13 protein-coding genes are annotated in these 14,225 nt (G+C 70.3%); 4 read left to right on the top strand and 9 right to left on the bottom strand.

Going from position 1 to position 14,225, the window contains the following annotated elements:
* The first annotated feature begins 55 nt into the window (after positions 1 to 55).
* Positions 56 to 1,444 carry a hypothetical protein gene (locus D7X74_RS14140; RefSeq protein WP_120533475.1) on the top strand — a complete coding sequence of 463 codons (1,389 nt, stop codon included), beginning with the start codon at positions 56 to 58 and terminating at the stop codon, positions 1,442 to 1,444.
* Between the two features lie 84 nt (positions 1,445 to 1,528).
* Positions 1,529 to 1,879 carry a hypothetical protein gene (locus D7X74_RS14135; RefSeq protein ID WP_120533474.1) on the top strand — a complete coding sequence of 117 codons (351 nt, stop codon included), beginning with the start codon at positions 1,529 to 1,531 and terminating at the stop codon, positions 1,877 to 1,879.
* An 11-nt stretch (positions 1,880 to 1,890) separates the two neighbouring features.
* On the opposite strand, the gene D7X74_RS14130 is transcribed toward D7X74_RS14135, so the two are convergent.
* The 6 genes from D7X74_RS14130 to D7X74_RS14105 form a co-directional block, all read right to left on the bottom strand.
* Positions 1,891 to 3,222, bottom strand: a complete 1,332-nt coding sequence (locus tag D7X74_RS14130; protein ID WP_120533490.1) for a di-heme oxidoredictase family protein — start codon at positions 3,220 to 3,222, stop codon at positions 1,891 to 1,893.
* Positions 3,223 to 3,242: 20 nt separating this feature from the next.
* On the bottom strand, positions 3,243 to 4,325 hold the full coding sequence (locus D7X74_RS14125; protein ID WP_120533473.1) for an imelysin family protein: 1,083 nt from the start codon (positions 4,323 to 4,325) through the stop codon (positions 3,243 to 3,245).
* Between the two features lie 57 nt (positions 4,326 to 4,382).
* Positions 4,383 to 5,783: a hypothetical protein gene (locus D7X74_RS14120; RefSeq protein WP_233602095.1), complete on the bottom strand. Its 1,401-nt coding sequence runs from the start codon at positions 5,781 to 5,783 to the stop codon at positions 4,383 to 4,385.
* Between the two features lie 121 nt (positions 5,784 to 5,904).
* On the bottom strand, positions 5,905 to 6,882 hold the full coding sequence (locus tag D7X74_RS14115) for a DUF3108 domain-containing protein (protein ID WP_120533472.1): 978 nt from the start codon (positions 6,880 to 6,882) through the stop codon (positions 5,905 to 5,907).
* A gap of 24 nt (positions 6,883 to 6,906) precedes the next feature.
* Entirely contained in the window at positions 6,907 to 8,595 is a 1,689-nt protein-coding gene (locus D7X74_RS14110) for a DUF4091 domain-containing protein (RefSeq protein WP_120533471.1), read from the bottom strand.
* Between the two features lie 43 nt (positions 8,596 to 8,638).
* Positions 8,639 to 9,436, bottom strand: coding sequence for a DUF3108 domain-containing protein (locus D7X74_RS14105; RefSeq protein WP_120533470.1), 798 nt, complete (start codon positions 9,434 to 9,436; stop codon positions 8,639 to 8,641).
* 329 nt (positions 9,437 to 9,765) lie between these two features.
* On the opposite strand from D7X74_RS14105, the gene D7X74_RS14100 reads away from it, so the two are divergent.
* Entirely contained in the window at positions 9,766 to 9,987 is a 222-nt protein-coding gene (locus D7X74_RS14100; RefSeq protein ID WP_120533469.1) for a hypothetical protein, read from the top strand.
* Positions 9,988 to 10,009: 22 nt separating this feature from the next.
* Here D7X74_RS14100 and D7X74_RS14095 read toward each other — a convergent pair whose 3' ends face one another.
* Both D7X74_RS14095 and D7X74_RS14090 read right to left on the bottom strand, forming a co-directional pair.
* Positions 10,010 to 10,681, bottom strand: a complete 672-nt coding sequence (locus tag D7X74_RS14095; protein ID WP_120533468.1) for a YggS family pyridoxal phosphate-dependent enzyme — start codon at positions 10,679 to 10,681, stop codon at positions 10,010 to 10,012.
* Complete coding sequence (locus D7X74_RS14090; RefSeq protein WP_120533467.1) at positions 10,678 to 11,274, bottom strand: nucleoside triphosphate pyrophosphatase; 597 nt, start codon at positions 11,272 to 11,274, stop codon at positions 10,678 to 10,680. The genes D7X74_RS14095 and D7X74_RS14090 overlap by 4 nt, the downstream gene beginning before the upstream one ends.
* A gap of 61 nt (positions 11,275 to 11,335) precedes the next feature.
* On the opposite strand from D7X74_RS14090, the gene D7X74_RS14085 reads away from it, so the two are divergent.
* Positions 11,336 to 12,430 carry a sensor domain-containing diguanylate cyclase gene (locus D7X74_RS14085; protein WP_120533466.1) on the top strand — a complete coding sequence of 365 codons (1,095 nt, stop codon included), beginning with the start codon at positions 11,336 to 11,338 and terminating at the stop codon, positions 12,428 to 12,430.
* A 24-nt stretch (positions 12,431 to 12,454) separates the two neighbouring features.
* On the opposite strand, the gene D7X74_RS14080 is transcribed toward D7X74_RS14085, so the two are convergent.
* Positions 12,455 to 14,032: a peptidylprolyl isomerase gene (locus tag D7X74_RS14080; RefSeq protein WP_120533465.1), complete on the bottom strand. Its 1,578-nt coding sequence runs from the start codon at positions 14,030 to 14,032 to the stop codon at positions 12,455 to 12,457.
* Between the last annotated feature and the right edge of the window lie 193 nt (positions 14,033 to 14,225).

Genomic DNA, 14,225 nt, shown 5'->3' with positions numbered 1-14,225 from the left:
GGCGTGCCACGGCCCGCTCCGCTGCCTACCTTCAACTCCAAGGGAGGCAGCGTCGATGGCGGGTTCAATCCTCACGAGCATCTTGATGTCCGGTGTCCTGGCGGCGGCGCCAGGGAGCGACGGGTTCACGTTCGAGGGCCGGCAGGCCAGCGCGAGGACCGAGCAGCCGGGCGGGTATTTCATCCAGGGTCCGCTTCCATTCAGTGACCTGGCCGAGCGCGGCACGGGGCAGGTGTCCCTGTCCGTGCAGGACCGCGTGGGCATGGCCAACGCGACCTTCGGGGACAAGGCCCAGCTCAGCGCGAGCCTGCGCATCGGGGGCGCGGACTACCGCGTCGAGCTGACGCAGGCGGGTTTTCCGCCCGCCCAGGCGATGGCGCGGGCCCCCGAGGGGCCGCTCCCCCGACCTCCTCCGCACGTCATCGAAGGCGGCGTGCTGATGGGCGTGCCGCTCTACGGCGACAGTGGCATCGGGTGGCGCGCGACGACGCGGGCGCACGCGGCGATGGCGGTGTGGGGCATTGGCAGCGTGTGGCGCAACGGGGCGCTGCTGACGGACTCGGCGCTGGTGCATGTGGCGGCGCTGGACGCGGGCACGTTCGCGGACGACGACACCAAGCGCATCCTGCGCGAGGCGCGCCCGGGTGACGCGGAGCTGGTGGTGGTGGTGTGGAACCTGCCGCCGCAGCAGGAGCCGCGCGGGTTCCTCCAGTTTGTCTTCGACGAGGTCTCCATCCGCGTGGATGGCGTGACGGTGCCGTCCGTGGCGGTGGTGCCGAGCGAAGGGGAGCTGCCGGCCTACCTGGCGGGTCTCACGCCGGTGTTGCCCACGGCGTTCCCGGAGGCGGTGGCGCCGATGTCCCCTCCGAGCTTCGCTCCGGCCACGCAGGGCACGGGCGGCAGCGGGACGGTGGGGACGACGTCGGGCACGGGGCCGGTGGGTTCCAGGGAGACGACGCCGGCCACGACGACGGTGCCGTCGCTGCCGTCGGATTCGCCCTCCACGTTCAGCGGTTCGTTCGCGCCGTCCGCGCCGACGAATCCGCCCGCGGTCGTGTCGGGGGTGGCGCCGGGCTCCTCGGACACGGTGGGGCAGGGGACGTTCGCCACACCGCCCACGGTGGGAGGCGTGTCAGTGGGAGGCTTCATGACGCCGCAGGTGTCCGCGCTGGACTTCAACACCTTCGTGGGCACCAGCCAGGTGAGTCCGGGCATCCTCGCCACGGTGCCGCCGCTGACGCAGTCCTCCACTACGCCGCCGTCGCCCATCCTGGGGACGCCCGCGCCGCTGAACACCGGCACGCCCGCGCCGCTGCTGGGGACGCCCGCGCCGCTGAATTCGTCTCCTGGCACCGCGCTGCCGGCCACGCCCGCGCCCGCCAACGCCGCGCCGGCCAACGCCGCGCCCGCGACAGGTGCTCCGGCGGCCCCAGCCGGGCGCTGACGCCGCTTCGGCGGGGGCCTTTCGCACCGGAGGGCAGGGGGCGGGAAAATTGACCGGACGCTACGCGCCTGTAGCGTCCTGGACATGCCCTCTCCCGTCGCAGCCCTCGCCACCACCGCGATGTTGCGCCGCACCGACCCCGTCCGCGGGGCGGTGGAGCGTCTGGCCCAGGCCCTGCCCGCGCGCGCGGACGCCACCGTCCTCCTGGACTTCGTGGAGGACGACCTCCGCGAGGGACTGGACGCGCTGGGCGACGTGCAGGCCCACTTCCACGACCTGCTCCAGGCCCTTCAGCGCGACACGCTCACGCCGGGGGCCCTGCTGAACGCGGGCGAGGACCTCCACGTGCTCCAGCGACTGGAGGACCTGCACGAAGCGGTGACGCACCTGCGCCGCCGGATGTCCCAGGCCGCCGGGATGATTCGCCGCGGGTAGTCGTCCGGGCCCTACAGCGACTGGAGGAAGCGCACCAGCGCGGCCCGGTCGCTCGCGGACAGGTTGCGGAAGCCCTCGCGGGCCCGCTCCGCCTCGCCGCCGTGCCACAGCACCGCCTCTTCCAGCGTGCGGGCGCGGCCGTCGTGCAGCCAGCCCGAGTACGGAAGGATGGTGTGTGTCAGGCCCAGGCCCCACAGGGGCGCGGTGCGCCACTCGGAGCCGGTGGCGTCCCCATCCGGCCGCCCGTCCGCCAGGCCCGGTCCCAGGTCGTGCAGCAGCAGATCCGAATACGGGTGGATGCGCTGGTGGGCCACCTCCGCCACCGGATGCTCGCCCGTCTCCAGCGTGTCGCGGTGGCAGGTGATGCAGCCCAGGTCCCGGAATTTCGCCTCGCCGCGCTTCACCGTCGCGTCGTCCAGCGCGGTGCGCGCCGGCACCCCCAGCGACTGCGCGTAGAAGACCGCCGCGTCCAGCGTGTCCTCGGGCAACTCGAAGGTGCCGTCCGCCTCCGGGAAGAGGGGATTCGAAACCCCCATGTCGTTGAAGTACGCCTCCGCTGACTGCTGGTGCAGGTTGGGGCTGTTCGCCTTCCAACCGAAGCGGCCCGGCGCGAGCGCGCGCGCCTGCACGTCCCACACGGTGTTCAGCCGCCCGGACACCCCGTCGCCGTTCGCGTCGGTGGGGTCCTCGAGCGCCCGCAGCGTGTCCAGCGTCACCGCTTCCAGCAGCCCCAGGCCCACCACGGGTGGCGGCAGGCGCAGCGACATCCGCATGTTCGCGGGCGGGGAGGAGCCGTCCCGCAGGACGATGGCCACTCGCGGTGAGCGCAGGCCGTAGGCCGTGCCGTCCGCGTACGTGCCCGCGCTCTCCACCCACGACAGCGTCACGCTGGCTTCGGGAGAGGCGCCATGGACGGCCTGATCTTGAATCTGGAAGCCCAGCCCCGGCACCGGCACCGCGCCATGGGGAGGGTCCGGCGTGCCGTCCGGAAGGCTCACGCGCACCAGCAGCTGCGTGCGCTGCGGGCCTCCGCCCATCACCGGCATGCCCCGGCCGTTGCGCAGGTGGCAGCCATTGCACGAGGCGTTGTTGTACGCGGGCCCCAGCCCCGGGTTCACCGGGGCAGGGCCGGGCACGAAGACGGCCGCGAAGGCGGCGTCGCCCTCGCGGTGCAGCGCTTCATGTTCCGCGGTGAGGTTGGGGGCGGCGTACGCGAACGCCCGCGACGTGCGGTCGTCGATGGTGGTGGCGCCCCCCGCGCGCGGGGCCTCCGGGACTTCGGGTTCGCTGTCGCCGCAGCCCACGAGCCACAGCAGTGCCCCGAGTCCCAATGCCTGTCGCATCGCGTTCCCTCGGTCCAGCATCACGGCAGGATGACAGCCTTCACGTCCACCTGGAAGGTGTCGTGCAGCTTGCGGATGGCCTCCTGCGCCGCTTCGATTTCATCCGCGGAGGCCGGGTCCTTGATGGAGACCGGGAACGGCTCCGGCACCTTGCCCAGCGCCGCGATGGCCGCCGCGAGCTCCGCCTTCACGCGCATGTCCAGCGCCGAGTCGCGCGTCTTCACCACGTCCGACATGGACAGTCCCTTGGCGGCGACGCCCGGCATGTGGCCCAGGTAGACGTTCTCCACGCTGCGCATGTTGTTGGTGAAGTCCGACAGCGAGTTGAGCGCGAACTGGCTCTCCACCAGGTTCGCGTCCTTCGCGTCGTACGGGTCGGCGATCTTCCCGTTGGCCACCTCGTCCAGGATGACCAGCACGCCGCCCAGCATCTCCTGCGCGCCCGCCTCCACCGTGGGGTACGCGGTGTTGCCCGCCTCGCCGGCCTTGGCCAGCGTGTCGCGGTACGGCGCCTGCCCGTTCACGCCCGCCGTCCAGGACGCCGCCAGGTTGCCGGACACCGCCTTGAGCTCCGCGGTGAGCGCGAGCAGGTACTCGAACTGCCGCGCGTTGAAGTCCTCCGGCTTCTTCGTCACGCCCTCGCCGAAGAGCAGGTACTCCGTGGTGTGGTAGCCCTTCTGCGTCTCCTGCAGGTTGCTCACGTACGCCTGGGAGAGCACGTCGCTGTTGCCGAGCACCGCGTCCAGGTCCGTGCGGTTCACCGGCCAGCTGTCCAGCGCGGGGTCCCAGCCGTAGCTGTCCACCGGCCCGAAGAGGAACGCCTCGCTCTGCTCCCACGGCACGCGCGCGGCGAACCACGCGTCCTGCGCCCGCTTCAGGTTCGCCGCGCTGGGCTCGTTCTTCAGCGCCAGCGCCGCCGCGTCCAGCTCCACCATGCGCGTGGCGAGCAGGTTGTAGGTGGGCACCACCACCGCGTCCGCGAAGTTGATGACCAGCTGCTGATCCAGCGACTCCAGGTCGCCGCCGTCGTCGTCGTCACCGCAGGCGCCCAGCACGAGCGCACCGCCAACCAGCAGGGAGAACTTCAGGGAACGGGAGAACATGGATGACCCTTTCAAGGACGTGGCTGCAACGGCGTTTCAATCAGTTGGGGAAGGCCGTCAGTAGACGAAGCCCGTCGACATCCGGAGCGTGTTCTCCGGACGGAACGCGGACGAGCCCATGCGGCGCTGTCCGAAGTCGAGCTTGATGACGGCGAGGCCCGCGAGCGTGTAGCTGGTGCCCACGGTGTAGACGGTGCGCTCGAAGCGCGGGTTGTCGAACAGCTCCGCGCGAGGCCTGAACTGCGAATCCATGTAGTCGATGCGGACGTACGGCTCCAGCCGGTGGTTGCCGTCCAGGCCCAGCGCCGGCGCGATGTCGTAGCCCAGCTCGCCCCACGCGGTGAGCGCGTTGTCGGACACCGGCGTGCGCAGCACGTTGAGCAGGTTGGACAGACGCGCGTTGCGCGCGGACACAGCGGCGGCGTTGCCCAGGTGGCCGTACATCACCATCGCGTGCGCCCGCCAGCCGGCCCGGTTCACCGACAGGTGCGCGTCCGCGACGAACAGCGGCGCGCTCACGTAGCCGCACGGTGCCACCACGTTCGGGTTCGCGTCGTCGCACTGCTTCACCAGGTCCGGCTTGGGCCGGTTGCGCGTGGTGCCGCCGTAGTAGGCGGACACGCCGAAGATGAAGCCGGCAAAGCGCTTCACGTCCGCGCGCAGCACCCCGGCCAGGTCCGACGCGCGCACCAGTTCAAAGCGCTGCTGCAGGCCCGTGGCCACCCACGTGTTGGAGTTGAAGCCCGTGGAGTCCAGGCCGTTCACCACCTGCCCGGTGAGCCGCAGGCCCCAGGGGATGTCCAGCCGCAGCTGCATCCCCATGTCGTTCCACGTGTTGGGGATGATGCGCGTCTCCGCCTCGGAGCGGATGGTGCCCAGATAGTCCGTGGGGCGGTAGTCCGCGAAGAGCGTGCCCACCGCGACGTAGAAGCGGCCCACCGAAACCTCCAGGTTCCGGCCCAGCTTCTTCGTCAGGTACAGCTCCTCCACCAGCGCTTCGCCCGCCTTCTCCACGTCGGTGTCGAACTCGCCGAACTCCTCGTACTCCAGCTCCAGCGCCGCGCCCGCGCCGCCGTGCTCGAACTCCACCTCGAACTCCGCCTCGATGCCGTACTCCGGCAGCCCCGCCTCCAGCTCCAGCACCAGCCGCGTCGTGTCGAAGACGAGCCGCGAGTCCTTCTGCGACCCGTTCGCCCGGTTCTGGTTCTCCCCGTAGTTGAAGTACGCGAACTGGAGATCCGCGTAGGCATTCACGTCCAGATCCAGCTTCGGCTTGCTGCCCACCGTGATGACTTCGTTCTTCTCCGGCTCCCCGATGCGCGACTCGTCCATGAAGCGACCGCGCCGCGACCGGCCTTCGTCATGCGCCCGGTACGACTGCGCACGGGCCGCCAGCGGCAGCAGCAACAGGGGCGCGAACAGCAACGACAGCAGCGGGTTCAGGAGATGGGGGCGCATCGGGCGGCGCGCACCCTACGCCCGGGTTTTTGACTTTGCAAACCATTCTCATTTTGTGAGGCAAGCAAAGCCCGCGCTCCCGGAGGAGGCGGGCCCTGGGGGGCTTCGGTTCAACCCCACGTCACCACTTGAGATCTTCCTTGCCCTGGGCCTCCATGGGCTTCTCACCGGGGCGGGTGACGGCGGACAGGGTGAGGCGCACGGCGCCCAGGTCGATGGCGCCCACGGCGGCCAGCGGCAGGCGGCGCTCGTCGTCGGTGATCCAGACGTGCACGTCGCGCGTCTGGGACGGCCGGTCCAGGCGCACGGCGGTGCCGGACAGGTGCCAGGCCTCGAACTCGCCCAGGGGCAGCGACACGTGTTCGCGCTCCACCACGGTGGCCGTCAGGCGCCACATGCGGCGGATGCCGTACACGTCGAAGCACACCGGCAGGTCCTTCTTCAGGGGCAGCTGGCGGATGAGGTAGATGGCGCCCGCGACGTCCAGGCCGTCCTTGTCCCAGGTGTAGTTGTACTGGCCCTTGGGCCGGTCCGCGATCTGGTAGTCCACCTTGACGCTGCGGTCCTGCGCGCCAAAGGCCACGTTCACCTTGCGGCGCTGCTCGTTCTCCACCGCGTCCTCGGTGTAGCGCGAGGGGCGCAGCGTGCGCGGGTGCAGGTAGCTGGTCGCGCTGCCGCGCACCCGGCGCACCTTGGAGAACAGGGTGTTCGTCTGCGCCTCCACCAGCACCGGCAGCGCACCGTTGGCCTGCCGCTGCACGCGCATGGTGAGCCTGCCCGCCTTGGCGCCCATGGCGTCCATGTCGAACTCCAAAAGCTCCCCGGGCTTGAACGCGAGCGGCGTCTTCAGCGTGGGCAGCCCCTGGTCGCAGGGCTTCACCGCGATGGCGGGCTCGTTGGGGGCCGCGGGGGCCTGCGCATCCCCGGTGTTCGCGCCCGGCTCGGCGGCCGTTCCACCGTCGGGCGCGGCCGCGTCCACTGTCGCGGCCGCCCGCATGTGCGGGAGGACGGGCATCTTGAAGGGTTGGGCCTCTTGGGCCCAGGCGGTGGCGGCACTGAAGGCGAGACAGGCCGCGACGAGGGTGCGCATGGAGATCATTCTGCTTCCTCCCAGGGGGAGTGACTACGGGGTGCCCCCGGAAGTCCGACGTCCGGAGCCCTTCGCTTGTTCAGACGCCCACTGCTTCACCAGCCGCGCCGTCACTTCCCGACGCACTGCTTCCCATTCTCCCGGGTCCCGGGAGATTTCATACCCTGACTTCGCCAGCCGCTTCGCCGCCGTCCGGGCGAAGGCGCCGTCACCCAGCTGCGTGAGCAGGCGCAGGTATTCATAGTCCTCCAGCCCGTCACGGATGTGTTTCAGCCGCAGGGACACCACCGGCTGGTGCTCGCTTCCCCCCAGCTTCGCGGGCGTGCCCGGGTAGAAGAGGGTGCCGTCCCCGTTGCCGCCGAACTCGAAGAGGTCCGTCCAGACATCCTTCTTCGTGTTGTAGGCGAAAACAGTATCGAAATAGAGCTCGCCGTCCACGCCGCTGGCGTAGGCCAGCACGCCCATGGCGCGGTTGAGCGGGGCGGGGTGGTCCACCATGTACGAGGCCCAGTCGCTGTAGGCCTGGTCCAGCTTCGCGTCCGGGGGCGTGCCGCCGGTGCAGCCGTGCGAGTTGCAGCTCTGGTACCACCACACCTTCGTGCGCGGCGGCAGTCGGGTGCGCACGGACGCGGTGTTCGCCACCGCGCGGCACGTCTGCGGGCCCTCGCGCGGGTAGAAGCAGTTGAGCGTGGGCGTGAGGATGTCCGCCGAGCCCTGCAGCGCCGCGTCCAGCGGGCTGGTGACGAGCACCGGGATGCCGCCCCCCGCGTCGCGCACGCGCTTGGACTGCGCCTTCACGAGCGGCACGTCCTCCGGCTTCGGTTCGTCCTTGGCGTAGAAGAAGAGCTGCGCGGGCCAGCCCTTGTCCTCGAAGTGCTTCTGGAAGGCGCGGTAGTACGCCGTCTTCTCCGCGTCCGTGGAGGCCTTCTTGCTGTCGCGCACGTCGCTGGTGGTGAAGCGCGCGCCGGAGGGCAGCAGGCTGCCGTCCAGGAAGGGCGCCATCTCCGCGTCGTACGCGGCCCAGTCCACCACCGCGCGGCCGTCCTGGAACTTCACGCCCGGCGGATCCATGCCCATGCCGTGCGCGCTCACCCGGTGCTCCAGGAGCGCTTTGCCATACGCGCGCAGCAGCGATTTCGCCTCCGGCGAGTCGGCCGCGAGGCCGTGCCCCTTCGCGATGCTGTACAGCGAGATGCCGAAGCTGTTGGGCAGCGAGGACGTGGCCGGCAGCTCGAAGGGCTGCACCTCCACGGAGAAGGGCACCTCCGGCAGCTCCTTGCCGTCCGCTGAAGCGCTCAGGCTTCCGGAGTACGTGCCCGGGGCCTGCTTCGCCGGAACGCACACCTCCACGTAGACGACGGTGGGGTGTCTGGGATTGGCGGGCGCCGACAGCGGCACCAGCGCGTCGGGCCACGGCCCGGCCTGCCCCTGGCCGTTGGACGGCGTCTTCACGTCCAGGTACGCCTCGCGCCACGCGTCCACGGTGAGCGGCGCGCCCGGACCCTTGAGGGCCAGGGGCTTCATCGTCACGCGCGTCACGCCCTTGGGGAGCACGACCTGCGTGGCCTCGCACTCGCCGCGCGCCGCGCTCAGGCGGGCCTGGCCAGCGCCCTTCGGCGTCGCGTCCGGCCGCACCTTCACCAGCGGCGACACCACTTGAGGTGCCGCCGGAGCGGCTGAGAGCACCGCCGACACTGCCCACGCCCATCCCACCACGCCCATGCCCCCTGCCTTCCCCTTGGGACGACCTTCCCGTCGTCCCTGGTCAGTCGTCCGCGCGGGCCACCGCCACCGCGCGGCCCGGCTTGTAGTCGGTCATCTCCACCACGATGGAGCCCAGCGCGAAGTCCGCCTCCATGCGCAGCGGCACGTGGCGCGCGTCCGTCGTGAAGTACGCGGTGAGGTCGCGCTTGGACTCCATGCTGCCGCCGAATTCGGTGTGCACGCGCACGCGGAAGGCGTCGCGCGGACCCATCAGGGTGGCCAGCGTTTCGCGGCCCTCCACCGTGGCGCTCAGCGTGAACACCTTGCTGCCGGTGAACACCGGGTACGTGTACGTGCGGCCCACCGTGAGGTCCTGGCCTCGCAGCGAGAAGGCCGCGCCCGTCATGTCCAGCGTGCCGTCCGGCAGCTCGTGGTTCGTCTCACGCGGCGGGTCGCTCTCCTTCTGCTTCACGACCTTCGCGCCCTTGCTGTCGTCGGTGAGCTGGATGCGCTGCCGGCGGCGCTTGCGATTCTCCTCCGAGTGCAGGTCGCTGCCCGTCACCCGCTGCGTCGCGGCGTTCCAGTACGACACGTAGCGGCTCTTGACGGGGTAGAGGCCGACGATGTCGTCGGACTTCGCCAGCGCCACGATGGGCCACACGCTCTGGCCCCACTGCGTCATGGGCGCGCCCACCGTCACCGTCGCGCTGCCCGCGGTCATCCCCAGGTACTTCACCCGGTACTGGGCCTGTTCACCCGGGCCGAACGCCGCCGCGGCGGGCTCCTGGGCGTGCGCGAGCGCGGACCCCATGAGTCCGACCATCGCCGCCGTGAACCCCCACCTGGACAGACTGCGCATCGGGTGTGCTCCCTTGCTTGCAAGTTAGGTGGCCGGTCCGCCCAAGCCAACCGCGCAACGCAACCGACCCCACCACCGGACATTTCCAGGACGGCCATGCGTGCGCGGACATTCAAAGTCGTCCGGCCGCCCCCCGGACGCTCCAGCGAAGGCAGGGCGCTGGAGGAGGGCGGGGGCACAGGGGTACATGCGAGCGGCCACCGCTGACAAATGGCGGACAGTCCCGCCCGCCCGCCTGGATGCCCAGCATCAGGCTTCCCGGTGCGCCCCGCCGCCCGGGGCTGGTAGCCTTCCAGGCCGCCTCGCCCCCACCTGAGGAGCCTCCGCCCATGTCCAGCAATGGCCAGTTCGACGACGACGACTTCGCCAAGGAAGCAGGTGCCGCGAGCGGCAGCCGTTCCTTCGACGAGTTCGAGTGCCCCGACTGCAGCGCCCACAACGTGGGCATCGACACGTTCTTCGATAAGGAAGAGGTCCGCTGCATGTACTGCGGCAGCGAGTTCGAGGCCCGCGTCAGCAGCGAGGGCAAGCTCAAGCTCAAGTCGGCGTGAGCCCTGGTGGAGGGCGCGCTGCCTAGGTGCGCTCGCCGAAGATGGCGGTGCCCACGCGCACGACGGTGGCGCCTTCCAGGATGGCCTGCTCGAAGTCGTGCGTGGTGCCCATGGACAGCGACGTCAGCGCATGGGCGTGGGCCAGCTCGCGCAGGCGGGCGAAGCCCTCGCGCATCCGCGCCACGTCGTCCGTGGGGGGCGGCAGCGCCATCAGCCCCACCGGCTGGAGGTTCGGCAAGGTCCGCACGCGGGTGAGGAAGTCCCCCAGCGCCTCCGGGGAGAGCCCGTGCTTGGTGTCCTCCTGCCCCAGGTTGAGCTCCACATAGCAGGGCAGGGGAGGCGCGCCTTCGCGCCGCTTCGACAGCTCGGCCGCGACCTCCCACCGCTCCAGCGCATGGAAGGCGTGCGCGACGCGGGCCACGTACTTCACCTTGTTCGTCTGCAGCGCGCCAATGGCGTGCCAGCGCAGCCCGTCCAGGTCCTGGAGCTCCGTCGCCTTGTCGCGCAGCTCCTGGGCGTAGTTCTCCCCGAAGTCGCGCTGCCCGGCGGCGTACGCCTCGCGGATGAGCGCCGCGGGCTTGAGCTTGGACACCGCCACCAGCGTCACCGACGACTCCGGCCGCCCCGCGCTCGCGCAGGCCTTCGCCACGCGCTCGCGCACCCGCGCCAGGTTGTCCGCCACGGAGGTGCTCATGGGGAGGTCGCCTTCTTCCAGGGCAGGGGGAGGCCGGCCTCCTGGAGCAGGGCGAGCGTTTCGCCCAGCGGCAGGCCAATGACGTTGGTGGGGCTGCCGTCCACGGAGGCGACCAGGAAGCCGCCCTTGCCCTGGATGGCGTAGGCCCCCGCCTTGTCCAGGGGTTCGCCGGTGTCCGCGTACCAGGCGATCTCCTCCGAAGAGAGCGCCCGGAAGGTCACCTGGGTGCGGACGACCTGAGACGCGCGGGAGCGGCCCGCCACCGCGATGCCGGTGAAGACCTCGTGCGTGCGACCGGACAACCGGCCCAGCATGGCGCGCGCCTCGGCCGCGTCCCGGGGCTTTCCCATCAGCTCAGAACCCAGGGCCACCGTGGTGTCCGCGGCCAGCACCCATGCGTCCGGATGGTGGGCTGCCACCGTCCGCGCCTTCTCCTCCGCGAGCCGTTGCACATAGTTTCGCGCAATTTCTCCGGCCATCGGCGTTTCATCGATATCCGCTGCTGTCACGGTGAAGCGCAGGCCCAGTTGGGCCAATAAATCCTTGCGCCGGGGCGAAGCGGAGGCGAGAACGAGCAAAGTGGTTGGATCCATGGGCGGGTCGTGTAGCGCGACCCGCGGGCCTTAGCAGACCTGCGCTCCGGAGGGCATCCCGATGAACCCCGCGGACCTCCTGTCGGCCATGAAGCGGACAGTGGAACAACTGGCCGCCTACAACGAGATGGCCAAGGCGCTGACCTCCACGCTGGAGCTGCGCGAAGTGCTCACGCTCGTGATGCAGAAGGTCAGCGCGCTGCTCCGGCCGCGCAACTGGTCTCTCATCCTTCAAGACGAGCGCAGCGGAAAGCTCTACTTCGAGATCGCCGTGGGCGAGGGCGCCGAGGCGCTCAAGGGCCTGCAGCTCAACCCCGGCGAGGGCATCGCCGGGGCGGTGTTCGCCTCCGCCACGCCCCGGCTCGTGCACGACGTAGGCGGGGACCCCAGCTTCGCGCCCCGTTTCGATGAGGCCTCCGCCTTCCACACCCGCTCCCTGCTGGCCGTGCCCCTGGTGGCGCGCGAGCGGGTGCTGGGCGTGATCGAGCTGGTCAACGGCCCCACCGAACCGGGCTTCACGCCCGAGGACCTCACCACGCTCACGGCCATCGCGGACTACGCGGCCATCGCCATCGAGAACGCGCGCAACTTCCGCCGGGTGCAGGAACTCACCATCACCGACGAGCACACCGGCTGCTTCAACGCGCGGCACCTGCGCGCGCAACTGGAGCAGGAGGTGAAGCGCTCGGCGCGCTTCCGTCACCCGCTGTCGCTCGTGTTCCTGGACCTGGACCACTTCAAGTCCATCAACGACCGGCACGGGCACCTGGTGGGCAGCGCCACGCTCAAGGAGGTGGGCGACCTGCTCATCAGCCTGGGCCGCCACAACCTGGACGCGGTCTTCCGCTACGGCGGCGACGAGTTCGCGGTGATGTTGATTGAGACAGACACCGACGGCGCGCAGGTCATCGCCCAGCGCATCTGCGAGGCCTTCCGGGGCCAGCGCTTCCTGCGCGAGCAGGGGCTGGACGTGGCGCTCACCGCGAGCGTCGGGGTGGCGTCCTTCCCGGACCACGCCACGTCCTCCACGGACCTCATCCGCGCGGCGGACTTCGCCATGTACGCGGCCAAGGGCAAGGGCCGTGACGCCGTCGCGGTCGCTGAACGCGTCACGGGCGAAGAGGTCCCCCGCATGGAGGTCCCCTTCGCCCGCTGAAACGAACCGCGCTGTCCGGCGGGACTACCCCGCGGCGCCCAGCACCGAGTCGATGGCTTCGGTGTTCATGACGACGTTGCCGCTCTTGCGCAGCGACTTGAGGAAGGACTCCGTCAGCTCAATCTGCTTGGCCTGACGGGCCTGGGTGCGCAGCTCCTCCTTGCGCTTGTCGAAGCCCGCGGTGTCCGGCTTCTCCCGCTCCACCACCTGCGCGACGACGTTCGCCTCGCCCACGGTGAAGACCTCGTCCAGCGCCTTGGGCGCGGAGGCCTCGAAGGTGGCCTTCACGAGGCCGGGCGCGGGGCCCAGGTGCGGCACGGAGTCGCCCGCCGCCGTGAAGCTGTCGGTCTCCACCGCCTCCGGCTTCGTCTCCGTCTCGAAGCGCTGGATGGCCGGCTGCTGGCCCGCCGCGACCGGGAACTGCTCCTTGAGGGACTTGCCGGCCTTCACCGCGGCCAGGGCCTTGTCGGCCTCCGCCTTCGCCAGGCTCTTGGCCTGGTCCTGCTTGTAGAGGGTGGTGGCGATCTCCGCCTTCACGTCCTCCAGCTTCTTGTTCTGCGCGTCCTTCTTCTCCTCCACCTTCACCAGGTGCACGCCCAGCGGAGACTCCACCGGCTGCGTCACCTCACCGGCCTTGAGCGCGAACGCCGCGCCGGCCAGGGTGGGGTCCCACGTGTTGCGCTCCACCCAGCCCAGCTCGCCGCCCTTGGCCTTGGTGGCGTCGTCGTCGCTGCTGGCGCGCGCCAGGGTCGCGAAGTCCTTGCCCGCGTCCAGCTCCTTGCGCAGGCCTTCCGCCTTCGCCTTCGCCTGGGCCTTCTGCTCGGCCGTCGCGTCCGGGGCCACCTTCACCAGGATCTGACGGGCGCGGATGCGCTCCGGCACGTTGTAGACGAAGCTGTTGGCCGTGTAGTAGTCGCTGATCTCCTTCTCGTGCGCCTTCTGGAACTCCGCCAGCTGCGCGGGCGTGGGCGCCGGGACCTTGTCCACGAACATGGTGGGCAGGAAGCGCGCGAACACCAGCTTCGCCTGGTTGCCGTCCTTCTCGTAGCGCGCGCGGACCTCGTCGTCCGACACCACGGCGCCCGTGCGCACCAGGTCGAGCATCTTCTGCGCGGCCATCTGCCGGCGCAGCTCCTGCTCGTACTCCTGCGGCGTGCGGCGGTAGAAGTCGCGCAGCACCTGCTGGTAGCGCGCGAAGTCGAACCCGCCCTCCTTGGCGTGGAAGTCCGTGTTCTGGTGGATGAGCTTGCGCAGCTCCTCATCCGACGGGTTGATGCCGTGGCGCTCCGCCGCCTGGGCGAGCAGCTCCGCGTTCACCAGGCGGTCGAGCACCTGCTTGTCCATGCCGAACTGGCGGGCCATCGACTCCGGGATGGGGCTGCCCTGCGAGCGCAGGAAGTTCATCTGCCGCGACCAGGCCATGCTGAAGTCGCGCAGGGGGATCTCCTTGCCGTTCACCACCGCGGCCGCACCCGAGGTGGGCGCCGCGTCGCCGCCCGTGCTGAACCCGTTGCTGCCGGGGCCGAACTGGAGCGTGAACACCACGGCGATGCCGATGATGAACAGGAGGGAGAAGACCTTCCGGGGATTCAAACCGTCCATTGTCGTCACTTCACGGTCGGAAGCGCCCGCGATTCACCCTTGCGGAAGGTCTCGCGGCGCCGTGTTGTTGGTAGCCCGGCCGGTGGGGGAAGCACCTGCGTATCCCCCTCATCCGGGCCTTGACTGCCTAGGACAACAGACCGGAAAATGCAAGCGATTCAGAGAGTTTAGCCCACCCCTTCCCCCTCCTTCG

Origin of the sequence: Corallococcus sp. CA047B (genome assembly GCF_003612065.1) — a bacterium.
GTDB classification, from domain to species: Bacteria; Myxococcota; Myxococcia; order Myxococcales; family Myxococcaceae; genus Corallococcus; species Corallococcus praedator.
This window is presented reverse-complemented; position numbering and strand designations above follow the sequence as displayed.